This window comes from Terrabacter sp. GCM10028922 (assembly GCF_042666095.1).
In the GTDB taxonomy this organism is placed as follows: domain Bacteria; phylum Actinomycetota; class Actinomycetes; order Actinomycetales; family Dermatophilaceae; genus Terrabacter.
Map to the genome: position 1 here is coordinate 1 of NZ_JBHTFG010000008.1, position 21,461 is coordinate 21,461.

A 21,461-nucleotide genomic window follows, 5' to 3' on the forward strand; every position below is an offset into this window, starting at 1 on the left:
CAACGGCTCGCTCTGGGCCGCCTACGGACCTGCCCTGGTCGAGCTGGACCCGCGCTCCGGCGCGACGATCAGGCACATCGTGCTCTACCCCCCGCCCGACGCCAACAAGCCCGTGCTGCGCAACGCCGACCTCGTGTGGGCCGATGGTGTCTTCTACGTTGCGGCGATGAGCCGCGTCTACACCTTCGACCCGGCCACCCTGCGCGTCAGCAACCCCGTCACGTCCGGGGTCAGCACGCCGCAGATCGCCGTCCTCCCGGGCAAGCTCCTGGTGCCCATGGATAGCTACCTCGTGGCGTACAAGACGCAGTAACCGGTCGGGGAGGCGAGGCCGACGGGACACGGCGGGAGGCGCGCCCCCGTTCGGGGTCTCCACCTGGGCCTTCCAAGGGCATACCGAGGGCACGGTCCCGTTGTACGTGCTGACCTTCACCTTGGCTCGGGCTGCACCAGTCGCCCTGGGTCGTCGCCTTGGCCGGCATCCCGGACGGGCGGATCTCGCGTGCTGCAGCATCAGGCGTGCAGCTGCCTCGCGTCGTCCGGGCCGAGCCGCGCTTCCTCTCAGCGGACGAGGTGGCTCGGCTCATTGAGGCAGCGCAACCCGACGCCCTGAGTGTGGCTGTGCTCGCCTTCTGCGGCTGAGGTTTGGAGAGCTCGCGGCGCCGCGGGTCCGGCGTGTGAACCAGCTTCGGAGACGCCTCGTCGTGGCCGAGAGTGTCACTGAGGTGGGCGGTCGCCTCGTCTGGTCGTCGCCGAAGACGAACCGCACGCGAACGGTCCTGTTCCCGCCGTCGCTTGCTCCCGGGATCGAGGCACAGTGCCAAGGAAAGGGTCCGGATGACGTGCTCTTCACCGCACCTGAGGGCGGGGTCTTGCGGCTGGGTCACTGGCGTCGCCGGGTCTTCGACCCTGCGTGTCGAGCGGCTGATCTGGTGGACGTCACGCCTCCCGATCTGCGACACACGGCGGCTTCTTTGGCGATCGCCTCGGGCGCGAACGTTAAGGCGGTGCAGCAGATGTTGGGGCACGCGTCGGCGGCGATGACGCTCGACGTGAACGCCGGTCTGTTGGCCGACGATCAGGACGCCGTCGCACTCGCTCTGGATGGTCTTGTGCCCCAAATGCGCCCCCGCGAGGCCTCAGCAGGCGAAGGGGCGGGGGAGTCGGACGGGGCAGACAGTGCCTGACCTGCCCAAACGCGTGGTGGGCCCCGTCGGGCTCGAACCGACGACCAGCGGATTAAAAGTCCGACGCTCTACCGACTGAGCTAGAGGCCCGCGACGTCGCACTGTACGCACCACCAACGGTAGGAACATCCGTCGGGTAGTTCCAGTCGTGCGCCGTCGTGCCGACCAGTATGCCCGAGCATCCGCTCGTCTCTGAACGACCCGGCGAACGGGCTCCGCGTCAGCTGCGGGAGTGTCCCGGACGGTGACGCCCGGACGAGCGAGCGGGAGCCTCACCCGTCGGCCATGCGAGCACCGCCGCAGCGGTGGAGACGGCTGCGAGCAGCCAGAACAGGTTCGGGGAGCCACCCAACGAGGTGGTCAGCGCTGCTCCGGCCCACGGTGCGAGGGCGCCGGCGATCGTGACCGGAGCGGCCAGAGTGGCGGTGAGCCGCCCATAGGCCACGGTGCCCCACCGGTCGGGAACCGCCGTCGCCTGCAACAGGGTCAGGTTCCCGCGAACCATGCCGGCCGCCATCGCCGCCACGGTCAGCAGCCAGACAGGGCCGGAGACCGCAGCCAGCAGCGCCGTGGTCGCTGCGCCGGCCAGGATGAGTGCGGCCGTCTGGGTCCGCGCGCTCGTTCGGGCTGCCAGGGGCGCGTAGAGGACGCGGCCGAGGGTCTGCCCCAGGCCACCGAGGCCGAGCGCCCAGGCTGCCTGTGTGGTGGTGGCACCACGGTTGGTGAGCAGCGGGATGAGCCCGAAGACGACGGCATACATGGCGAACCCGGACAGCGTCAGCGCCGCGGCCAGGAGCAGGAAACCGCGGCTGCGGACGATGCCCGTGGAGACCGTCGCCGCCCCCAGCCCCTCGGAGCCGAGGTGCACACGTGGGTGCGGAGGCCAGGGGCCGCGGAGGGCGAACGCGTGCAGCGGCGCTGCGACGACGAGGACGACGACGGCCAGCATGACGCCGGCCTGACGCCACCCGAGCGCGGCGGTCAGCGCGGCCGTGATCGGGGCGAAGACGGTGCTGGCCAGGCCGCCCGCGAGGGTGAGCGTCGTCAGGGCGCGGACGCGCTGGGGCCCGTACCAGCGGGTGAGGGCCACGAAGGCCGGCTGGTAGAACGTCGCAGCCATGGCGAACCCCGCCAGCACCCACCCCGCGGCGAACACGGGCAGGCTCCCGGCGGCGGCGATCACGGCGAACGCCACCGCCCCGAGCACCGAGCCGAGGGCCATCACCCGGCGGGGGCCGGCGCGGTCGATGAGGTGCCCGACGGGGATCCCGACAACGGCGGAGACGACCAGCGCGGTGGAGAAGGCCGCCGTCGTGGCCGCGGGCGACCACCCGGTGTCGCGGGTGAGCGTGGGCAACATGACCGGGAACGCGTAGTAGAGCACGCCCCAGCCCACGACCTGGGTCACGCACAGCGCGGGCAGCGCCCACCGCGGTCGCGCCGTATGGCTCGGTGACCGCTGCGCGGCCGAGGTCAGCATCCGCCGGGTCCGCCGGCTCCTGCGCTCGACGGTGCGCCGATCTGGATCAGGTGGGGCGCGGGGGAGCAGCAGCTGCCTGACGCGCCGTTCGCCCCGGCCTTCGTGGAATCCGGTTCGTCGAACAGGCCCGCGCCCCCACAGACACCGGTCTCGGGAAGGGTCAGCTCGACGCGCGCGGCAGCCTCATGGTCGCCCGCGAGCGCGGCGGCGACCGAGCGAACCTGCTCGTAGCCGGTCAGGGCGAGGAACGTCGGCGCGCGGCCGTACGACTTCATCCCGACGACGTAGACGCCCGTCTCGTCGTGGGCGAGCTCCGCCGCTCCGTGCGGGTACACGGTGCCGCACGAGTGCACGTTGGGGTCGATGAGCGGTGCAAGGCCGGCGGGCGCCTCGAGGCGGTCGTCGAGGCGCAGCCGCAGCTCGGACATGATCGAGTGGTCGGGACGGAAGCCGGTCAGGCCGATGACCTCGTCGAGCCCGGCAACGCGGCGCCCGTCCTCGCTCACGAGGCTGATCGTCACGTCCTCTGCGTCAGATCCGCTGGGCTCGACGGCTTCGGTGCGGAATCCGCTGACGACCTCGATGTGTCCGGCAGCGACCGCGTCGCGGGCCCGCAGCCCGAGGGCGCCACGCGCGGGCAGCTGGTCGGAGTCGCCGCCTCCGTACGCGTTGCCCACCGCCCCCCGACGCAGCACCCAGACCGCGCGCGTGCCGGGGACCTGCTCGGCGAGGGTCGCGAGGGCGACGAGGGCCGTCAGGGCGGAGTGGCCGGATCCGACGACGGCCGTGCGCCTGCCGCCGAAGCGGGCGATGTCGCGGGGGTCGTGCGTGTCCGGGACCCGGTAGGAGACCCGCGCGGCGACGGCGGGGTCGTGCTCGCGGTCGGCCGGGTACCCGTCACTTCCCAGTGGGTTGGGGCGCGTCCACGTGCCGGAGGCGTCGACGACTGCCTTGGCGGTGAGCCGGGTGCCGGGCCCGTCGGCGTGGCGCATGTGGACCGTGAAGGGCTGGCCGTCGCGACCCGAGTCGACGACGCGGTCACGACCCTGCCTCGCGACTCCGGTCACCGTGGTGCCGTACCGGACGCGTTCGCCGAGGGCGTCGGCGAGCGGCTGCAGGTACTGACCGGCCCACTCGGCGCCGGTCGGGTAGCGACCGGGGTCGGGCTCGCTCCACCCGCGCTGTGCGAGGAGTCGCCGCGCCGCGGGGTCGACGAGCTCGGCCCAGCGGGAGAACAGCCGCACGTGGCCCCACGAGGCGACGGCCGCCCCGGCGCCGGGCCCGCGTTCGAGCACGAGTGGCTCGAGGCCACGCTCGAGCAGGTGCGCTGCGGCCGCCAGGCCGATGGGCCCGGCTCCGATGACCACGACGGGGGTGATGGTGGTCGACCCCGCTGACGGGGCGACGGCGGGCGTGCTGCTCATGGGAACCTCCGGGTCCGGGCACCGTGGTCGCTCACGGGGCGGCCCAAACGGTGCTGATTCGACGACTGTCGATGTGCTGACAGTCGCCATCTTGCGACTGGTATCGACGGATGTCAACATAGACGTATGTCGAATCTGCTGCCGGTTCTCGATGTCTCGTCCAGAGCAACCCGGGCGGCCGAGCCCTGCTGCGCACCCCTGACCCGGGCGCCCCTGGCCGTCGAGGACGCCGAGCGCGCCGCCGGCATGTTCAAGGCGCTCGGCGACCCTGTTCGGCTGCGCCTCTTCTCGAACATCGCCTCGGCCGACGGTGGCGAGGCTTGCGTGTGCGACATCCAGGACGTCGGCGTGTCCCAGCCGACGGTCTCGCACCACCTGAAGAAGCTGCGCGAGGCCGGCCTGCTCGAGTCGGAGCGTCGCGGCACCTGGGTGTACTACCGGGTCGCGCCCGGGGTCCTGGCTGTCATGGCGGCGCTGCTCACGCCCGACGCCTGACGGTTTCGACCTGAGCCGCGCGGGTCCGCAGCGGAGCCGGTCAGCGGCCGAGCTCGACCGGCTGCACCCCGAGCTCGCTGAGCAGCGTGCGGACGCGGTCCTTGATCTCGTCGCGGATCGGGCGGACGGCATCCACGCCCTGCCCGGCCGGGTCGGCCAGCTCCCAGTCCTCGTAGCGCTTGCCGGGGAAGATCGCACAGGTGTCGCCGCAACCCATGGTGATGACGACGTCGGAGGCCTGGACCGCCTCGGTGGTCAGGATCTTCGGTGTCTCGGCGGAGATGTCGATGCCCTCCTCGAGCATCGCGTCACGGACGGCGGGGTTGACTGCGTCGGCCGGGGTCGACCCGGCTGAGCGCACCTCGACGGCGCCGCCGGACAGGTGGTGCGTGTAGGCCGCTGCCATCTGCGAGCGGCCGGCGTTGTGGACGCAGACGTAGAGCACCGAGGGGCGTGCGGTGTCGGAGGTCATGGATGGCCTTTCAGGTCGATGGGTCGTTTCGGGACGCGCTGGGGTGGGGGACGACGACGTCGTCCGCACGCGTGCTCGCGTCGGGGTGCAGGACGAGGGTCACGCCGAGACCGGCGGCGAGCCCGAATGCCTGCATGGCGATGAACGCGGCCGCCGAGCCGGGGGCGATGCCGGCGAACGTGTCCGAGAAGATGCGGCCGACGGTCACCGCGGGGTTCGCGAAGGACGTCGAGCTGGTGAACCAGTAGGCGGCGCCGATGTACGCCCCGACCGCGGGGGCGGCGACCGCGCCACGCCCCGACCTGGCCAGCGCGAAGATGAGCGCGACGAGGAACGTCGTCGCGACGACCTCGGCGACGAGGCTGCCCGTGGTGACCCGGCCCTTCGTCGAGACCGAGGTGCCGACCTCGAACATCACGTTGGCCAGCACGGCGCCCGCGAGGCCGCCCACGACCTGTGCGGCGGTGTAGGCGCCCACCTCGGGCAGCGTGAGGCCGTGCCCGGTGCGCCGTCCCAGCACCCAGTCGGCCACCGAGACGACCGGGTTGAAGTGCGCCCCCGACACCGGACCGAACAGCAGGATCAGCGCCGTGAGCCCGAAGGCCGTTGCGGTGCTGTTCTCCAGCAGCTGGAGCCCGGTGTCGTCGGGGGAGAGTCGCTGCGCTGCGATACCAGAGCCCACGACGACCACGACGAGCATGCCGGTGCCGACGAGCTCCGCGAAGAGCCGACGGCGAAGGTCGGGTGCGGTGGGAGTGCTCACGCGCCAATGTTGACGGCCCCAACTGCCTCAGTCAAACTTGACTCAATGAATGCTGAGCAAACTTCGCGTCTGGAACGGCGGGCCGACGTGCATGCCGCTCTCGCCGACGTGTCCCGGCTGCAGGTCGTCGACCACCTCGCCGTGACCGACGCGTCAGCGTCCGAGATCGGGGTCGAGATCGGCCTCCCGTCCAACCTGCTCGCCCACCACCTGAAGGTGCTCGAACGGGCCGGGCTCGTCACCCGCCGTCGGTCCGAGGGCGATGCCCGACGGTGGTACTACTCGCTCGTCGGCTGGGACTCCGTTGCCGACCCGGTCGGGGGGCCGACGCCGGCCGCCGTTGCGGATCGCGTCCTCTTCGTCTGCACGGCCAACACGGCCCGGTCCCATCTGGCCGCCGCGCTCTGGCGCCGCGCGAGCGGTCTCGAGGCCGGCTCGGCCGGCACCCATCCGGGCGAGGCCATCAACCCGCGAGCCGCGGCCACCGCAGCACGTCATGACCTCGACCTGCCCCAGGTTGCACCCTGCCGACTCGATGACGCGAGCCGGCCCGGCGACCTCGTCATCACCGTCTGCGACCGTGCTCACGAAGAGCTCCGTGGTCGCGCCTGGGCGCACTGGTCGATCCCCGACCCGGTCCCGGACGGCAGCGACCGGGCGTTCGACCGCGCCGTCGCGGACCTCGCGGTTCGGGTGGAGCGCCTCGCGCCCCGACTGACGGCCACCGCCTGAGGCTCGCCCGCCACCACGGGACGCCCAGCCCCCTGACAATGCGCCACAGTGATCAGGGGTGGCGGCCGCGGACCCAGTCCTCGAGCGTGCCGTCCACCCGGCCGCGCATCGTCAGGGCCCACACGAGCACGGATGCGGCGAACTCACCCATCGGGGCGAGCGCCGCCACGCTGTCGCGGGCTGCGGTGAAGCTGGGTCCGTCTGTGGGCCAACGGAACCGGAGCCGCGGTGATGCAAGCACCGCGGCCCTGGCGCTCTCGGGCAGGCTGTCGACCGTGGCCGGCTGGGCTGCTGCAGCGGCTCGGCGCCTCCTGACCGCAGCGATGCGAAGCAGCCCGCCGACGACGACACCGACAGCCGCGGCGGCGAGCACCACGACGCCGCCGAACGCGTAGTCGGACTGCCGGATCGGCCACCGCCAGGCGGTGGCGACCGCGGCGGCACCGAGCGCCAGGGCGAGCAGGAACGGCCAGGCGAGGCGCCACCAGGCGGCCTCACGCTCCAACCGCTCCTGCTCGTAGAGGCGGGCCGCCCACTCACGCGCGGCGAAGACCGGGAAGCCAACCGTTGAGACCGAGCCCGACTCCTGGTTCATGGACACCCCTGTCGCATTTGTCCGTTTCTCGTTTCAGGGTAACCGCGGCCGCCCGGATTCGTGCGGACATCCAGGTGCCGTGTGCAGGCGCACGCGCGCCACACGGCGTACGGCCTCGCTGGGTATGGTGCAGGCGTCGACGACTTCGCAGGAGGACCGCATGAGCCTCGACCGACCGGTCGCCCCGAACCCCTACGAGCTGCTGCCGCGGGTGCCCTCGTTCACGCTGACGAGTGACGACGTGACGGAGGGTGCCCCCCTCAAGGACGACCAGGTCGCCGCCGCGGGCAACACGTCGCCCCAGCTGTCCTGGAGCGGCGCACCCGAGGGCACCCAGAGCTACGTCGTCACCTGCTTCGACCCCGACGCGCCGACACCGTCGGGCTTCTGGCACTGGGTGCTCGTCGACGTGCCGGGCGACGTGACCTCCCTGGAGACGGGCGCTGCGTCAGCAGCCTTGCCGGGCAACGCTTTCCACGTGCGCAACGACGGCGGCGACGCGGGCTTCATGGGCGCGGCTCCGCCCAAGGGGGACATGCCGCACCGCTACTTCTTCGTCGTGCACGCCGTGTCGGAGCCGACCCTCGGCGTCGACGAGTCGGCCTCCCCAGCCGTGGTCTCGTTCAACCTCGCGTTCAAGACGCTGGCGCGCGCCGTCATCCACGGCACCTACCAGCACTGAGCCGACGACGGCGAGAGCTGCCCGACCACCGGCCCACGGTCGCGCGTCGTGGCACCGCTGCCATATGCCGTCACGCGGGCAGGCGGAAGCTCCCGGACGTCGCGGTCCAGCCCTCGGGTGGGTCCTCGCCGACGCGCCCGTCGATGGCCTCGCGCAGCAGGTCGGTGTGGCCGGTGTGGCGGCCGTACTCCTCGACGAAGTCGAAGACGAGCCGGCGCAGGTTCGCGCGCGTGCCGTCCGGCATGGACACGTGGATGAGCTGGTCGAGGCCACCGTCGGCGAGCGCGGCCGTCAGGCGCTCGCGGGACCGGTCGACCGCCCCGTCGTAGAGGGCGTACAGCTGCTCGGGCGAGTCGTCGGAGGCGGACTGGAACTCCCAGTCGTTGGTGCCGTCCCAGCCGGTCGCGTCCCACGGCGCCCCGATCGGCTCACCCCGCAGCTTGTGCGTGAACGTGTAGTCCTCGCAGGAAGCGAGGTGCTTGAGCAGGCCACCGATCGTGAGCGTCGACGCCCCGACGCGCTGCTGCAAACCGGCGGAGTCGAGGCCGTCGGCCTTCCAGCGGAACGTCGTGCGGAGGCGTTCGAGCGCGCCGACGAGGTGCTCGACCTCGGTCCCGGCGAGCGGTGGTTCCCAGGGGGTCGCGTTGGTCGTCGCGTTCGTCGTCATGAAACGACCGTACGACCCGTTGCGGACGATCCGCGTCCGCAACGGGTCGTGCGGTCGTCGGCGATCGTCAGGTCGTCAGGCGCTGAGGAGCTCCGCGGACTCGAGCTGCTCGCGCAGCTCGGCCAGCACGCGGCGCAGCAGCCGGCTGACCTGCATGGGGCTGAGCCCCAGGACCTCACCGATCTCCGACTGTGTCAGGTCGTGGGTGAAGCGCAGCTCGACGAGCTTCTGGTCACGAGCCGGCAGCCGGCGCAGGGCCGTACGCACGACGATGCCGTCGTCGAGACCCGGGTCGACGTGGCGGTCGGCGCGGGCGTCGACGAGGTCGAGCACCGGCCGGCCACCCTCGGCCGTCGTCGCGTCGAGAGACGTCGGCCGCAGGTTCGCCGAGGCCACCTGGGCCTCCTTGACCTCGTCGACCGTCAACCCCAGGGCATCGGCGAGGTCGGTCTGGTCCGGTTCGTGGCCGAGCTGCTGCTCGAGTCTCGTGCGGGCGTCGGTGACGAGCTGACGCCGCTCCTGCAGGCCTCGCGGGGGCCGCACGAGCCACCCGTGGTCGCGGAAGTAGCGGCGCAGCTCGCCGGTGATCGTGGGCGTCGCATAGGCGCCGAACTCCGTCTCCTGGTCGAGGTCGAACCGGTGGATCGCCTTGAGCAGGGCCAGGAACGCGACCTGCTCGAGGTCCTCACGGTCGAGTCCCTTGCCCGTGTAGCGGTGGGCGAGGGACCGGGCGAGGGGCAGGTACAGCCGCGTCACGTCCTCGAGCGCGCGTGACCGCTGGGTCTCGGTGGGTGCGGTGCGGAAGGTCGCGATCAGCTCTCGGGTCCAGGCGTCCTTGCGGGGTCCACGGCGAGGGTCTGTCATGTCGTCTCCAGCCAGAGTGGGTGGCGGCGCTTGCTTGACCGACATCCGAAACGCTAGACAAAGACTGAACACAACGCAAGGCCAGAGAGGTCACGTTTGGGTCGCACGCGAGCCGCGGGTGCCGCGTCGGGGTCGAGGTCTAGCCTTCAGGGATGAGCGAGAGCGACCACCGCGCCCCCAGGCGGCCCGCCTTCTTCAGCGAGTCCGCGCTCGAGGCGCACGGTCCCGCCTACGACCCCACCGAGCAGATCCACGTCGCCCACGAGACGGCCCTGGCGCTCGTGCACGCCGGCCGTGCCGCTGCCGACCCGGCCCTGACCCAGAAGCTCGTCGCTCTCGTCGACGACATCGGCCTGTCGACCCTCGCCGAGCTGTGGTCGCAGCGCCCTGCGCGCTCGCTGCCCGGCGCCCTCTGGCGCCTCTACGTGTTGCGCGAGTGGGTGCAGCGCACACCAGACGAGGCGAGCCGTGAGTACGCCGCAGGCATCCGCTTCACCGGCCCCAACCACGCCGTCGCCGGAGCCGCAGAGCCGCCCGGCCCGCAGGAGATGGGCCGGGTCATCGACGAGGTCCTCCGTGGTGTCTTCGAGGGCGACCTCGCTGTGGCCCTCGAGCGGGCGGCCGCGTTCTGCAGGGTGGTGTCTGCAGGTCGCGCCGACATCTCGTCGGGTGACGCGAGTGCCGAGCAGGCCGCCAACGTCCTCGTCATGGCCGAGGACCTCACGGTGTGCGCCCGGCTCTGGCGGGCAGGCGCGCTCGACTGACCGCCGCCTGACGTGCGTCTCGTCGGGGACTGGTGCCCTGCCCGGTCCGATCTGCCCGGGGGCTTGCTTTCTGTCGCCTTTGGTGATCGCGTCGGACCGCCTTTATTCTTGGCTGCGCGTCGGGTCGTGGTAGCCCCGGGTCCCAAATTCAGCCGCTACGAGCGGCCCTGTGCCGAGAGGCGCTCCCGGCCCGACGCAACCTCCACCGCCCGCTCCTGGGCGTCGACGCGCGGCTGTGTGCCCAGAGGCGACGCCGGGCCCGTCCCGATCTCGCCCATCTCGTCGTGGACTTACGCACACGCGGCGCCCGCGGGCCCTTAGATTGAACCCATGACGCCCGAGGACGAGCGGACCGGTGACCTGCTCGACGTCGCCCTCGCCGACGAGATCGAGCTCGTGAGCGACCTCGTGGTCGCTGCGTCGTCCAGCCCGCGCCACTTCACGCCCGACGAGGTCGACGAGCTGCTCGGCCTCGTCGATCGCGGCACGGACGATCCGGCCGTGGCGGCCCCCGGCGCCCCGCCCGAGAGCCCCTCGGTGGCCGACCCCGCGGACTAGCGCAACGTGCCCGCGGCGGGCAAGGACGTGAACGCCGGAAGGCGGCTGGGTTGCGCTGGAGCGACGACTACGCCGTAGCATCTTCCCCGGACCAGACCCCGATCGACCGGAGCAACCCCGTGGGTTTTCGCATCACACCCCAGGACACGAGCTTTTTCACCCTCTTCACGTCCTCCGCACAGCTGCTTGTCGATGCCACCCGGGAGCTGACCCGCTTCCTCGAGGTCGAGCCCTCGAAGCGCACGGCGGTGGCCGACCGGCTCAAGGAGCTCGAGCACGCGGCCGACGAGGCCACGCACGAGCTCATCAACAAGGTGAACAGCTCGTTCATCACGCCCTTCGACCGCGAGGACATCCACAACCTCGCGGCCTCGCTGGACGACTGCATGGACTTCATCGAGGAGACCGCCGACCTCATCGTCCTCTACCGCGTCGGTGAGATCCCGGACGGTCTCGCCGAGCAGTTCGAGATCCTGGCCCGCATGGCCGAGGTGACCGCCGAGGCGATGCCGCGCCTGCGCTCGCTCAAGGACCTCAAGAGCTACTGGATCGAGATCAACCGCCTCGAGAACCAGGCAGACTCGCTCCACCGCAAGATGGTGGCCAGCCTCTTCAACAACTCGCCGGACCCGGTCGAGCTGATCAAGGTCAAGGCCATCGTCGACGGCTTCGAGAACGCGGCAGACGCGTTCGAGAAGGTCGCGCACGTGGTCGAGGGCATCGCGGTCAAGGAGTCCTGACCCTCTGATGGACACGACCATCTCGGTCTTCGGAGTCGGTGCTGTCATCGCGCTGGCCATGGGCTTCAACTACACCAACGGCTTCCATGACGCGGCCAACGCGATCGCGACCTCGGTCTCGACGCGCGCGCTCACGCCCCGCGTGGCCCTCGGCATGGCAGCCATCGCCAACCTCTTCGGGGCCTTCTTCGGCGCCAAGGTGGCCAAGACGATCGGCTCGGGCATCATCGAGCAGCCGATGGGTGTCAACGGGCTGTGGCTCGTGGCAGCGGCCCTCGTCGGCGCCATCGGGTGGAACCTGCTCACCTGGTGGTTCGGACTGCCCTCGTCCTCGTCGCACGCGCTGATCGGCGGTCTCGGCGGTGCGGCCCTCGTCGCCGGCGTCGCCGTCCAGTGGACCGTCATCTGGGAGAAGGTCGTCATCCCGATGATCGCCTCGCCGATCATCGGTCTCGGTCTCGGCTACCTCGTCATGTCGGCCATTCTCTGGATGTTCCGCAACGCCAACCCCGGACGGGTCTCCCGCGGCTTCCGCACCGCGCAGACCGCCTCGGCCGCGGCGATGGCGTTCGGCCACGGTCTCCAGGACGCCGCCAAGACCGCCGGTGTCGTCGTGCTGGCCCTCAACATCTCGGGGCACCACGACAGCGACAGCATCCCGATCTGGGTGCTCGTTCTGTCGGCCATCGTCATCTCCCTCGGCACGTATGCCGGTGGGTGGCGCATCATGCGCACGCTGGGCCGCCGCATCATCCACATGACGCCCCCGCAGGGCTTCGCGGCCGAGACGACCGCCGCGGCGATCCTCTACGTCGCCGGTCTCGCGTTCGGTGCGCCGATCTCGACGACGCACACCATCACCTCATCGATCATGGGCGTCGGTGCGACGAAGCGGTTCTCCGCCGTCCGCTGGGGCGTCGCCAGCAACATCGTCGGCGCGTGGGTCCTGACCTTCCCGGGCGCCGGACTCGTTGCCGTCATCGCCTGGTACGCCACCGCCGTCTTCCGCTGAGCCCTCCCCACCAGCCGTAGCGAACTGCCCACTCGACCATGGAAGCGAGTCGAGTGGGCAGTTTCACCCGGGGTGGCGTTGGGGGTCAGCCGAAGCGGCCGGAGATGTAGTCCTCCGTGGCCTGCTGGGTGGGGTTGTTGAAGATCCGGGTCGTGTCGTCGATCTCGATGAGGCGCCCGGGTTCGCCCGTCGCCTTGAGGTTGAAGAACGCGGTGCGGTCCGAGACACGGGCCGCCTGCTGCATGTTGTGCGTGACGATGACGATCGTGTACTCGCTCTTGAGCTCGTTGACGAGGTCCTCGATGGCGAGCGTCGAGATCGGGTCGAGCGCGGAGCACGGCTCGTCCATCAGCAGCACCTGCGGCTGCACGGCGATGGCCCGGGCGATGCAGAGGCGCTGCTGCTGGCCGCCGGAGAGGCCCGCGCCGGGCTTGCTCAGGCGGTCCTTGACCTCGGTCCAGAGGTTGGCGCCCTTGAGTGAGGTCTCGACGATGCCGTCAAGGGTCTTCTTGTTCTTGACGCCGTTGAGACGCAGGCCCGCGGCCACGTTGTCGTAGATCGACATCGTCGGGAACGGGTTGGGGCGCTGGAAGACCATGCCGACGGTGCGGCGCACCGTCACGGGGTCCATGCCGGAGGCGTAGAGGTCCTGGTCGTCGAGCATGACCTTGCCCTCGACGCGGCCGCCGGGGATCACCTCGTGCATGCGGTTGAGCGTGCGCAGGAAGGTCGACTTGCCGCATCCGGACGGACCGATGAAGGCCGTGACGGACCGGGGCTCGACCGTCATCGAGACGCCCTCGACCGCCTTGAAGGCGCCGTAGTAGACGTTGAGGTCGGTGACGTCGATTCGCTTTGCCATCTGGAAGATTCGCTTTCTCTTACTTCTTGACCGAGCCGTAGTGCGCGATGATCCGGCCGATGAGGTTGAGCAGCAGGACGAGGATGATGAGGGTGAGCGCTGCGCCCCACATGCGCTCGGCGGCGGTCTCCAGCGCGAAGTCGCCGCGGTCCTGGTTGATCATCATCGGGAGCGTGGGGAAGTTGCCGCTGAAGAGGTCGCGCTGGAAGTTCTTCGTGTAGGGCGCGAGGATCAGCAGCGGCGCCGTCTCGCCCATGACGCGGGCGATGCCGAGCAGCACGCCGGTGACGATGCCCGAGAACGCCGTGCGCAGGACGACCTTGACGACGGTGACCCACTTGGGGACGCCGAGGGCGTATGCCGCCTCGCGCAGCTCGTTGGGGACGAGCTTGAGCATCTCCTCGGTGGAGCGCACGACCACGGGGATCATGAGGAGCACGAGCGCGAGCGACGCCGCGAAGCCCGAGCGGCCGATGCCGAAGGTCGTGACCCACACCGCGTAGATGAACAGGGCCGCGACGATCGACGGGACCCCGGAGAGGATGTCGACGGTGAAGCTGATCGCCTTGGCGAGGCGACCGCGACCGTACTCCACGAGGTAGACGGCGGTCAGGATGCCGATCGGCACGGCGATGAGCGCCGTGAGGCCGACCATCTCGAGGGTGCCCTCGATGGCATGCCGCGCACCGCCGCCGAAGTCGTCGGAGTTGACGTTTCGCTGGTTGCCCGTCCACCAGGTGGCCGTCGTCAGCATGTGGGCGCCCTTGCCGATGACGGTCCACAGGATCCAGACGAGCGGGACCATCGCCAGCGCGAAGGCCGCCCACATGACGACGCGGGCAAGGACGTCCTTGAGTGCGCGGGCGCGGTGCGGGCTGCGCATCTGCGCCAGGGCGTCGCCGCCGGCGCGCCCGCCGGGCGGCGTGACGGTGTCGTCCGGGACGACCACGTCGTCGGGACGCCGGTCGGTCGCGGTGCTCATTCGGTGAAGGCCTTCCTGCGCTCGATGACGACTCGGGCGATGCTGTTGACGACGAACGTCAGGACGAAGAGCACGAGACCGGCCGCGATGTACGCGCCCGTCTTGCCGGGGTTGCTGAACTCCGCGGCGTTGTTCGCGATCTTCGAGGCGAACGTCTCGCCGCCGTTGAAGAGCGACCACGTCCAGGCAGTGCCGTCGGAGAGGGCCGACACGAGGAACGTGACGGCGATCGTCTCGCCGAGGGCCCGGCCGAGGGCCAGCATCGCGGCCGAGATCACGCCTGGCCGGCCGAAGGGAAGGACGGCGGTGCGGATCATCTCCCACTGCGTGGCACCGAGCGCGATCGCGCCCTCCTTGTGGGCGATCGGGGTCTGGTCGAACACCTCGCGCGAGAGCGCCGTGACGATCGGCAGGACCATGATCGACAGGACGATGCCGATGAAGAAGATCGTCCCGCCCGAGATCCCGGTGGAGGAGAAGAGTGGGAACCAGCCCAGCGTGTCCTCGAGCCAGCCCTGGAAGGGCTTGAAGACCGGCCCGAACGTGATGAGGCCCCACAGGCCGTAGACGATCGAGGGGACGGCGGCGAGCAGGTCGACGAGGCCCGCCGCCGGCTTGCGCATCCACGTCGGCGCGTACTGCGTGAGGAAGAGCGCCACCGCGACGCCGACCGGGACGGCGATGAGCATCGCGAGCGTCGAGGCGGCGATGGTCGTCCAGAGGAACTCGAGGATGCCGAAGGCCGGCTGCTCGCCGCCGGGAGCCCAGACGCGGCTGGTGAAGAAGCTCGCCCGGTTGTCCATCAACGCGGGCACGGCCTGCACGACCAGGAAGACGGCGATGAGACTGACGATGGCGATGACGATGATGCCGGAGACGGTGGCGGCGCCGCCGAAGAGACGGTCGCCGAGGCGGCCTGTGGAGGCACGGTCGCCCTGGAGGGGCCGCTTGCCGTCGGGGCCCGGGAGCTCGTCCGCGGCGGATGCACCGGTCAGTGTCGACACGTGGTGGCCTCTTCCTTCGCTTGGTTGAGGGGGACTGGCGCGGGGCGGACGCCGAGTGCGGCGCCCGCCCCTGCGTTGTGGGCTGGTCCGGTGTGCTCCGGACCAGCCGGACGGATGGATCAGGAGATCGCGTCGACCGCGGTCTTGACCTTGCTCGCGACCTCGGTCGGCAGGGGCGCGTAGCCCTGCTCGGCGAGGCTCTTCTGCACGTCGTCGGACGCGAAGGTCTTGAGGAAGCTCTTGACCTTCTTGCCCGTCTCGGCGTCGGCGTACTTCGAGCAGACGATCTCGTAGGTCACGAGGACGATCGGGTAGGCACCGGCCTCCTTGGTGGCGTAGTCGATCTTGAGCGCGAGGTCGTTGCCGGTGCCGGTCTGCTTGGCGGTGGCGACCGTCTTGCCAGCCGACTCAGCGGTCAGCTCGACCGGGCCGGCACCGGTGTCGATGGCGGCCGTCTTGAGCTGGTTCTGCTGGGCGTAGGAGAGCTCGACGTAGGTGATGCCGCCGTCCTGGCCCTTCGTCGCCGTGGCGACGCCGGCCGACTTCTCCTTGCCCTCACCCTTGCCGGTCCACTTCTTGCCGGTCTCGTAGGACCAGGCGTCGGGCGCGGCGCCCTTGAGGTACTTCGTGAAGTTCTCCGTCGTGCCCGACTCGTCGGAGCGGAAGTACACCTTGATCGGCGTCGAGGGCAGCGTGACCCCCGAGTTGAGCGCGGCGATGGCCGGGTCGTTCCAGGCCGTGATCTTGCCGTCGAAGATCTTCGCGGCGACCTCGGCGTCGAGCGTGAGCTTGTCGACGCCCTTGACGTTGTACGCGATGGCGATGGGGCCGGTGACCATCGGCAGGTTCCACGCGTCGGAGCCGCAGGCGGCCTTCGCGTCGTCGGCCTCGATCTTGCCGTCCTTCGGCTCGGTCTTGAGCGCCGAGTCGGAGCCCGCGAAGTCGACCTGCTTGGCGATGAACTGCTTGATGCCGGCGCCGGAGCCCGTGGGCTGGTAGTCGATGTTGGCGTCGCTGCAGGCTTCCTGGTACGCCGAGATGGCCTCGTCGATGGCGTTCTTCTGGGCCGAGGAGCCCTCCGCCTTGAGGTCGCCGGAGAAGCAGTCGCCCGCGGCGGTCGAGCCGGCGGCGGTCGAGCCGGCGCCGGGGGCAGCACCGTTGTTCTCGGACGCGCAGGCCGAGAGCGCAAGAGCGCCGGACAGGGCGATGGCGCCGAGAGCGCTGATACGCGAAACAGACACGAGTGTGTTCCCTCTCGATGGGATGTTCTGGGTGGTCGTTCGGGACGTGCCGAGCGACGCTGCTGGACAGTTGATCCATCGCGAAGATAGGTCCGCCGGATGACCAGCCGCCCACGTGCGGTTAACGGCGGGTGAACGGCGGTCGACGGCTTGGCGTCCGGCGCCGGCTCGGGATGCGGGGCCCTGCGAACAGGCAGACCATGAAGGTTTCGCGGTCAGGTGTGGATGTGCTCGACGTCGACGACGCGGGCGTCCTCGCCCTTGCCGACGACGTGGCAGACGAGCACCTCGCCCTTGTGCAGCGAGTCGTCCGCGGCGGCTCGCAGCTGCTCCGCCACGACGGGGCCGCGTTCGAGGGAGTGGGCGACACGAGCCTGCAGCTTCTCGATGATGCTCGGCAGGACGGGCCCGTGGGTGCACAGGGCCGACGGGTCGCCCTTCTCGAGGAGCCGTGCGACCTGGGCGAGGGCCCCCACGGGGCTCTCGGCGAAGTGCTCCTCCGAGAGCGCGTCCCGCGTCCGCAGGCGCAGCCCGCGCCCCACGGCATACGGCTCGACGGTGGAGACGCAACGCTCCGAGGAGGACGACACGACGCGCGTCACGCCGTAGGCCCCGAGGACGGCGGCCACGGTGCGGGCCTGCTCGTGGCCGACGGCGTCGAGGGGGCGTCGGCGGTCGTCGCCGTCCCACTTGCCGCGCGGCCTCGCCTTGGCGTGCCGCACGAGCGCGATCGGCCAGGTGCGCAGCTCGTCCGCGCGGTCGGCGCGGACGAGCGCGAGGAGCTGCTCGCGGTCGCGCGCGTAGTCGAGGCGGTCGTGCGCCGTGCGCACGTCGACCCAGGCCACCTCGTCGATCTCGTGCTCGAGCACGCCGTCGCCCCCCACGACCTTGGCCGCCCAGTAGTGCACCTGCTTCGTGGCCGGCCCGCCGGTCGCGTCGAGCACTGGGTACTCGGCCGACGGCAGCGGCAGACCGAGACGGACGACGAGACCGGTCTCCTCGAGGGTCTCGCGCGCGGCAGCCACACTCGGGTGCTCGCCCGGGTCGAGCTTGCCCTTGGCCCACGACCAGTCGTCGTACTTCGGCCGGTGGACGATCGCGACCTGCAGCTGTCCGTCACGACGGCGCCACGGCAGCGTGCCGGCGGCTGGGATCACTGAGGCCACGCGCGCCAGTCTGCCCGACGCGGCGACCGAAAGGCGGCCCATGGGCCGGCGTGCCGGATCCGGGCCGGCGCTCGCTGCGCGCCTCGGACGGCGAGCGCTGTGGTCGCGCACGCTGTGCACTGGGTCGCTGGGTGACTCACGCGGCGCCCCGCGAGCCTTCGGGCGCCGTCGTGCCTCTGTTGAGTCACTTGTTGACTCAATGCACAGGGTCCATCGCACCGCGGGAAGGTGGCCGCGTCCTCACCGTGGGCGACACGACCCGCACCCCAGTGGGGGCGCCGTCAGCGGCGCCGGGCCTTGCGACGGCGCTTGTCGTGGCGCTCGATGAGCTTCTCCTGGAGGTCGTCGAGGAGCTCGCCCGACTCGGCGAGGTGGTGGCGCACCCACCGGCCGTCAGAGCCGAGGTCCCAGCGCGAGGTCGTCTCGGCGAAGGCGAGGTCCACGAGGTCGGCGAGCTCGACGATGTGCCCCGGGTCGGCGATGCGCACGAGGGCCTCGACGCGGCGGTCGAGGTTGCGGTGCATCATGTCGGCGCTGCCGATGTAGACCTGCGGGTCTCCGCCGTGCTCGAACCAGAAGACCCGCGAGTGTTCGAGGAAGCGGCCGAGGATCGAGCGCACCCGAACGTTCTCGGACAGGCCCTCGACGCCCGGACGCAACGCGCAGATGCCCCGCACCCAGATGTCGACGCGGACCCCGGCCATGCTCGCTCGGTAGAGGGCGTCGATGAGCGCCTCGTCGACGATCGAGTTCGCCTTGAGCACGATGCGTCCCGGCTGGGCGCCCTTGGCGCGTGCCAGGTGGATCCCGATCTCGTCCTCGATGAGGTCGACGAGGCCCGAGCGCACCGACCGGGGCGCGACGAGCAGGCGCTTGAACTTGCTGCGCGGCGCGAAGCCCGACAGCAGGTTGAACAGGCGCGAGAGGTCCTCGCCGACCTGCGGGTCGGTCGTGAAGAGGCCGAAGTCCTCGTAGACGCGCGCCGTCTTCGGGTTGTAGTTGCCCGTGCCGATGTGGCAGTAGCGCACGAGGCCGTCGGACTCCTGCCGCACGACGAGGCACAGCTTCGCGTGGGTCTTGAGACCGACGACGCCGTAGACGACGTGGACACCCGCCTCCTCCAGCTTGCGGGCCCACGAGATGTTGTTGACCTCGTCGAAGCGGGCCTTGATCTCGACGACGGCGAGAACCTGCTTGCCGGCCTCGGCGGCGTCGATGAGGGCGTCGATGATCGGCGAGTCACCCGACGTGCGGTAGAGCGTCTGCTTGATCGCGAGGACCTTCGGGTCGTTCGCGGCCTGCTCGATGAACGCCTGCACCGACGTCGAGAAGGAGTTGTAGGGGTGCTGGACCAGGACGTCCTTGTGGCGCACCGCCGTGAGCAGGTCGATGGCCTTCGCGCTCTCGGTCGGCGCGAAGTCGGGGTGGGTGCGGGGGAAGAACTTCGGGAACTCGAGGTCGGAGCGGTCGACGTCGGCGACGGTGAACAGGCCCCGCAGGTCGAGCGGGGTGGGAAGACGGTAGATCTCGCGCTCGCTGATCTGCAGCTCGCGCGCGAGCATGTCGAGGACCTTGGGGTCGATCTCCTCCTCGACCTCCAGACGGATCGGGGGCCCGAAGCGACGCCGGGTCAGCTCCTTCTCGAGGGCGGTGAGGAGGTTCTCGGCGTCGTCCTCCTCGACCTCGAGGTCCTCGTTGCGGGTGACGCGGAACGAGAAGTGCTCCTGCACGAGCATCCCGGGGAAGAGCTGGTCGAGGTGGCTCGCAATGACGTCCTCGAGCGGCACGAAGCGCTTGCGGTCCACCTCGGAGTCGACGTCCTCCTCGACGAGGATGAAGCGGGGCAGGCTCGGCGGCACCTTGACGCGGGCGAAGTGCTCGCTGCCTGTCTTCGGGTTCTGCAGCAGCACCGCGAGGTTGAGCGAGAGCCCCGAGATGTAGGGGAACGGGTGCGCGGGGTCGACGGCGAGCGGCGTCAGCACCGGGAAGACGCGGTCGGCGAAGAAGTAGTGCAGTGGCTCCCGGTCGTCGTCGTCGAGGTCGTCCCAGCGCACGACGGTGATGCCCTCGTCCTCCAGCGCGGGGCGCACGTCGTGCTGGAAGACGCCGGCGTGCTGATGCATCAGCTCGTGCGCGAGCCGGGCGATCCGCTCGATGAGCTCGCGTGGCTCGAGGCCGGCCGCGGTGCGCACCGCGAGGCCCGTCGCGATGCGTCGCTTGAGGCCCGCGACCCGGACCATGAAGTACTCGTCGAGGTTGTCGGCGAAGATGGCGAGGAAGCGGGTGCGCTCGAGGAGCGGCACGGCCGGGTCCATCGCGAGCTGGAGCACCCGTTCGTTGAACTGCAGCCAGGACAGCTCCCGCTCGAGGTACCGGTCGGCCGGCAGGTCGCCCTCGTGGTCGGTGGCGGCGCCCGGGCCGACGAAGCGGCCGTTGGGTGCGCGGGCCGTGACGCGACGGTTCGGGACGGTGCTCGTGAACGAGCTGACCTCGGCCGCCTCGGAGCCCGACTCGGAGCCCGTCTCTGGTCCCGACTCGGACGTCGCGTCGTCCGCGAACCTGTCGCGCTCGTCGACGGGCGACGCGCCGTGCTCGTCGAGGTCGGTCGTGGTGAGGCTGCCGGTGCTCATGTGTTCATCGTGGCACCGAAAGGCGACGGGAGGGTGAACACATCTCAGTGGTCGGTGGGCTCGGTGGGGTCGGTGGGCTCGGCCCCGGCGACGTCTGCCGCCGGCCGGGCGAACTGGCGGTGCACCTCGAGGTCCTCGAAGCCGAGGGTCGCGTAGGTGCGCACCGCCGCGACGTTGTCCTCGTCGACGTAGAGAACGACCCGGTCGAGGCCGAGGCCACGTAGGTGGTCGAGGCCGAGCACCGTGACGGCCCGGCCGAGACCCTGGCCCTGACGGTCCGGCGAGACGGCCACCACGTAGACCTCCCCGACCTCACCTCCTGGCGGGTCGACCTTCGTCCAGTGCGACGCCGCGAGGACGTCCGGGTCGTCCGCCTCGACGACGAGGATGAGCCCGGCCGGGTCCCACCACGGCTCGGCCATCCGCTGCTCGAGGTCAGCGCGGCGCAGCGACCCCTGCTCCGGGTGGTGCGCGAACGCTGCGGCGTTGAGCGCCAGCCACGCGTCCTCGTCACGCCCGGGCTCGAAGGAGCGCACGGCATACCTCGGGTCGAGCGACGGAGACGGCCACGCGGGTCCACTGCGCAGCGAGCGGCCCATGACATGGAGCGACCGCACCGGCACGAGGCCGCGCGCCGCTGCGAAGGACGATGCCCCGGACGCGGCGCTGCCCGTCGCGTGGCTCCAGAGGCGCATGCCGTCCGGCAGCGCCGCGAGCAGGGCCGTGCCCACGCCCTCCCGGCGGGCCGACGGCGCGACGACGAGCTCGGCGGACGCCGGGCCGTCACCGGTGCGGCACTGTGCGTAGCCGACGAGGGCGCCGTCGGGGGAGAGGGCGAGTACGTGCACCACGCCGTCGACGTCACGGGCCCGCACGGACAGCCGGAACTGCTCGGACAGCGGTTGCGACCCGTCGGCAGTCGCCGCGTCGCGGGCCAGCGCGAGCACCGCCTCGGCCTCGATCGGCGTGAGCGGGGTCGTCGCGTCGCGCAGGGCGACCGTCGGGCGCGGCATACGGCATTCCACCACAGGCCCTCGCCGGCCTGTCCTCACCAGACTGCCACGTGCCGAAGCCCCATTTCGGCCACGGCGAGGGTTAGCCTCCCCCCGTGCCCACGGCACGTTCACCATCGATGAACAAG

23 protein-coding genes and 1 tRNA gene are annotated in these 21,461 nt (G+C 70.8%); 9 read left to right on the forward strand and 15 right to left on the reverse strand.

The features are described 5' to 3' along the window. Positions 1-313, forward strand: a 313-nt coding sequence (locus tag ACFQU3_RS08390; RefSeq protein ID WP_385908623.1) for a hypothetical protein, incomplete at its 5' end; no start/stop codon positions are given. 364 nt (positions 314-677) lie between these two features. After that, a complete protein-coding gene (locus tag ACFQU3_RS08395; protein ID WP_385908625.1) occupies positions 678-1,187 on the forward strand; it encodes a tyrosine-type recombinase/integrase in 510 nt (169 codons plus the stop codon). 14 nt (positions 1,188-1,201) lie between these two features. Here the strand turns inward: ACFQU3_RS08395 and ACFQU3_RS08400 are convergent. The 3 genes from ACFQU3_RS08400 to ACFQU3_RS08410 all read right to left on the reverse strand — a co-directional run bounded on the left by ACFQU3_RS08400 (position 1,202) and on the right by ACFQU3_RS08410 (position 4,091). Next, positions 1,202-1,277: transfer RNA gene (locus ACFQU3_RS08400), tRNA-Lys, on the reverse strand. A 130-nt stretch (positions 1,278-1,407) separates the two neighbouring features. Beyond that, positions 1,408-2,667, reverse strand: a complete 1,260-nt coding sequence (locus ACFQU3_RS08405) for an MFS transporter (protein WP_385908627.1) — start codon at positions 2,665-2,667, stop codon at positions 1,408-1,410. Then, on the reverse strand, positions 2,661-4,091 hold the full coding sequence (locus tag ACFQU3_RS08410; protein ID WP_385908629.1) for an FAD-dependent oxidoreductase: 1,431 nt from the start codon (positions 4,089-4,091) through the stop codon (positions 2,661-2,663). The genes ACFQU3_RS08405 and ACFQU3_RS08410 overlap by 7 nt, the downstream gene beginning before the upstream one ends. A gap of 126 nt (positions 4,092-4,217) precedes the next feature. Here ACFQU3_RS08410 and ACFQU3_RS08415 point away from each other — a divergent pair, with 126 nt between their 5' ends. Continuing rightward, a complete protein-coding gene (locus ACFQU3_RS08415; protein WP_385908631.1) occupies positions 4,218-4,586 on the forward strand; it encodes an ArsR/SmtB family transcription factor in 369 nt (122 codons plus the stop codon). Positions 4,587-4,626: 40 nt separating this feature from the next. On the opposite strand, the gene ACFQU3_RS08420 is transcribed toward ACFQU3_RS08415, so the two are convergent. Together ACFQU3_RS08420 and ACFQU3_RS08425 are read right to left on the reverse strand one after the other, a co-directional pair. After that, positions 4,627-5,058: an arsenate reductase ArsC gene (locus ACFQU3_RS08420; RefSeq protein WP_385908633.1), complete on the reverse strand. Its 432-nt coding sequence runs from the start codon at positions 5,056-5,058 to the stop codon at positions 4,627-4,629. Between the two features lie 10 nt (positions 5,059-5,068). Continuing rightward, positions 5,069-5,758 (reverse strand): aquaporin, encoded by a 690-nt coding sequence (locus tag ACFQU3_RS08425; protein ID WP_385908798.1) that lies wholly within the window; start codon positions 5,756-5,758, stop codon positions 5,069-5,071. A gap of 108 nt (positions 5,759-5,866) precedes the next feature. Between ACFQU3_RS08425 and ACFQU3_RS08430 the strand changes: the two genes are divergently transcribed. Beyond that, positions 5,867-6,553, forward strand: a complete 687-nt coding sequence (locus ACFQU3_RS08430) for a MarR family transcriptional regulator (RefSeq protein ID WP_385908635.1) — start codon at positions 5,867-5,869, stop codon at positions 6,551-6,553. Positions 6,554-6,605: 52 nt separating this feature from the next. Here ACFQU3_RS08430 and ACFQU3_RS08435 read toward each other — a convergent pair whose 3' ends face one another. Next, on the reverse strand, positions 6,606-7,148 hold the full coding sequence (locus ACFQU3_RS08435) for a hypothetical protein (protein WP_385908637.1): 543 nt from the start codon (positions 7,146-7,148) through the stop codon (positions 6,606-6,608). 160 nt (positions 7,149-7,308) lie between these two features. Here ACFQU3_RS08435 and ACFQU3_RS08440 point away from each other — a divergent pair, with 160 nt between their 5' ends. Beyond that, positions 7,309-7,830, forward strand: a complete 522-nt coding sequence (locus ACFQU3_RS08440) for a YbhB/YbcL family Raf kinase inhibitor-like protein (protein WP_385908639.1) — start codon at positions 7,309-7,311, stop codon at positions 7,828-7,830. Positions 7,831-7,900: 70 nt separating this feature from the next. Here ACFQU3_RS08440 and ACFQU3_RS08445 read toward each other — a convergent pair whose 3' ends face one another. Continuing rightward, the gene (locus ACFQU3_RS08445; protein WP_385908641.1) at positions 7,901-8,497 is read right to left on the reverse strand and encodes a DUF664 domain-containing protein; all 597 of its coding nucleotides are present in this window, start codon (positions 8,495-8,497) and stop codon (positions 7,901-7,903) included. A gap of 75 nt (positions 8,498-8,572) precedes the next feature. Next, positions 8,573-9,361 (reverse strand): sigma-70 family RNA polymerase sigma factor, encoded by a 789-nt coding sequence (locus ACFQU3_RS08450; RefSeq protein ID WP_385908643.1) that lies wholly within the window; start codon positions 9,359-9,361, stop codon positions 8,573-8,575. A gap of 152 nt (positions 9,362-9,513) precedes the next feature. Here ACFQU3_RS08450 and ACFQU3_RS08455 point away from each other — a divergent pair, with 152 nt between their 5' ends. The 4 genes from ACFQU3_RS08455 (at position 9,514) to ACFQU3_RS08470 (ending at position 12,435) form a co-directional block, all read left to right on the forward strand. Then, positions 9,514-10,125: a hypothetical protein gene (locus ACFQU3_RS08455; RefSeq protein ID WP_385908644.1), complete on the forward strand. Its 612-nt coding sequence runs from the start codon at positions 9,514-9,516 to the stop codon at positions 10,123-10,125. 330 nt (positions 10,126-10,455) lie between these two features. Further along, positions 10,456-10,683: a hypothetical protein gene (locus ACFQU3_RS08460; RefSeq protein ID WP_385908646.1), complete on the forward strand. Its 228-nt coding sequence runs from the start codon at positions 10,456-10,458 to the stop codon at positions 10,681-10,683. Between the two features lie 119 nt (positions 10,684-10,802). Continuing rightward, positions 10,803-11,423: a DUF47 domain-containing protein gene (locus ACFQU3_RS08465; RefSeq protein ID WP_385908648.1), complete on the forward strand. Its 621-nt coding sequence runs from the start codon at positions 10,803-10,805 to the stop codon at positions 11,421-11,423. Between the two features lie 7 nt (positions 11,424-11,430). Beyond that, a complete protein-coding gene (locus ACFQU3_RS08470; RefSeq protein ID WP_385908650.1) occupies positions 11,431-12,435 on the forward strand; it encodes an anion permease in 1,005 nt (334 codons plus the stop codon). A gap of 85 nt (positions 12,436-12,520) precedes the next feature. On the opposite strand, the gene pstB is transcribed toward ACFQU3_RS08470, so the two are convergent. The 7 genes from pstB to mshD all read right to left on the reverse strand — a co-directional run bounded on the left by pstB (position 12,521) and on the right by mshD (position 21,333). Continuing rightward, positions 12,521-13,297 carry a phosphate ABC transporter ATP-binding protein PstB gene (gene pstB, locus ACFQU3_RS08475; RefSeq protein ID WP_385908652.1) on the reverse strand — a complete coding sequence of 259 codons (777 nt, stop codon included), beginning with the start codon at positions 13,295-13,297 and terminating at the stop codon, positions 12,521-12,523. A 19-nt stretch (positions 13,298-13,316) separates the two neighbouring features. After that, positions 13,317-14,279, reverse strand: a complete 963-nt coding sequence (gene pstA / locus ACFQU3_RS08480; protein ID WP_385908654.1) for a phosphate ABC transporter permease PstA — start codon at positions 14,277-14,279, stop codon at positions 13,317-13,319. Beyond that, positions 14,276-15,283, reverse strand: a complete 1,008-nt coding sequence (gene pstC / locus ACFQU3_RS08485; RefSeq protein WP_385908656.1) for a phosphate ABC transporter permease subunit PstC — start codon at positions 15,281-15,283, stop codon at positions 14,276-14,278. Before pstC ends, pstA begins: the two co-directional genes overlap by 4 nt. A gap of 119 nt (positions 15,284-15,402) precedes the next feature. After that, entirely contained in the window at positions 15,403-16,524 is a 1,122-nt protein-coding gene (gene pstS, locus ACFQU3_RS08490) for a phosphate ABC transporter substrate-binding protein PstS (protein WP_385908658.1), read from the reverse strand. Between the two features lie 215 nt (positions 16,525-16,739). Continuing rightward, entirely contained in the window at positions 16,740-17,690 is a 951-nt protein-coding gene (locus ACFQU3_RS08495; protein ID WP_385908660.1) for an NUDIX domain-containing protein, read from the reverse strand. A 281-nt stretch (positions 17,691-17,971) separates the two neighbouring features. Beyond that, entirely contained in the window at positions 17,972-20,320 is a 2,349-nt protein-coding gene (locus ACFQU3_RS08500) for an RNA degradosome polyphosphate kinase (protein ID WP_385908662.1), read from the reverse strand. A 44-nt stretch (positions 20,321-20,364) separates the two neighbouring features. Beyond that, entirely contained in the window at positions 20,365-21,333 is a 969-nt protein-coding gene (gene mshD / locus ACFQU3_RS08505; protein ID WP_385908664.1) for a mycothiol synthase, read from the reverse strand. Positions 21,334-21,461 lie beyond the last annotated feature (128 nt).

Excerpts from the sequence above, each read along its gene's own strand:
- pstA (WP_385908654.1), bottom strand. The coding sequence starts at position 14,279 with ATGAGCACCGCGACCGACCGGCGTCCCGACGACGTGGTCGTCCCGGAC.
- ACFQU3_RS08450 (WP_385908643.1), bottom strand. The coding sequence starts at position 9,361 with ATGACAGACCCTCGCCGTGGACCCCGCAAGGACGCCTGGACCCGAGAG.
- ACFQU3_RS08405 (WP_385908627.1), bottom strand. The coding sequence starts at position 2,667 with ATGCTGACCTCGGCCGCGCAGCGGTCACCGAGCCATACGGCGCGACCG.
- ACFQU3_RS08415 (WP_385908631.1), top strand. The coding sequence starts at position 4,218 with ATGTCGAATCTGCTGCCGGTTCTCGATGTCTCGTCCAGAGCAACCCGG.
- mshD (WP_385908664.1), bottom strand. The coding sequence starts at position 21,333 with ATGCCGCGCCCGACGGTCGCCCTGCGCGACGCGACGACCCCGCTCACG.
- ACFQU3_RS08470 (WP_385908650.1), top strand. The coding sequence starts at position 11,431 with ATGGACACGACCATCTCGGTCTTCGGAGTCGGTGCTGTCATCGCGCTG.
- ACFQU3_RS08500 (WP_385908662.1), bottom strand. The coding sequence starts at position 20,320 with ATGAGCACCGGCAGCCTCACCACGACCGACCTCGACGAGCACGGCGCG.
- ACFQU3_RS08440 (WP_385908639.1), top strand. The coding sequence starts at position 7,309 with ATGAGCCTCGACCGACCGGTCGCCCCGAACCCCTACGAGCTGCTGCCG.
- pstB (WP_385908652.1), bottom strand. The coding sequence starts at position 13,297 with ATGGCAAAGCGAATCGACGTCACCGACCTCAACGTCTACTACGGCGCC.
- ACFQU3_RS08410 (WP_385908629.1), bottom strand. The coding sequence starts at position 4,091 with ATGAGCAGCACGCCCGCCGTCGCCCCGTCAGCGGGGTCGACCACCATC.
- ACFQU3_RS08420 (WP_385908633.1), bottom strand. The coding sequence starts at position 5,058 with ATGACCTCCGACACCGCACGCCCCTCGGTGCTCTACGTCTGCGTCCAC.
- ACFQU3_RS08445 (WP_385908641.1), bottom strand. The coding sequence starts at position 8,497 with ATGACGACGAACGCGACGACCAACGCGACCCCCTGGGAACCACCGCTC.
- ACFQU3_RS08435 (WP_385908637.1), bottom strand. The coding sequence starts at position 7,148 with ATGAACCAGGAGTCGGGCTCGGTCTCAACGGTTGGCTTCCCGGTCTTC.
- ACFQU3_RS08455 (WP_385908644.1), top strand. The coding sequence starts at position 9,514 with ATGAGCGAGAGCGACCACCGCGCCCCCAGGCGGCCCGCCTTCTTCAGC.
- ACFQU3_RS08425 (WP_385908798.1), bottom strand. The coding sequence starts at position 5,758 with ATGCTCGTCGTGGTCGTCGTGGGCTCTGGTATCGCAGCGCAGCGACTC.
- ACFQU3_RS08460 (WP_385908646.1), top strand. The coding sequence starts at position 10,456 with ATGACGCCCGAGGACGAGCGGACCGGTGACCTGCTCGACGTCGCCCTC.
- ACFQU3_RS08430 (WP_385908635.1), top strand. The coding sequence starts at position 5,867 with ATGAATGCTGAGCAAACTTCGCGTCTGGAACGGCGGGCCGACGTGCAT.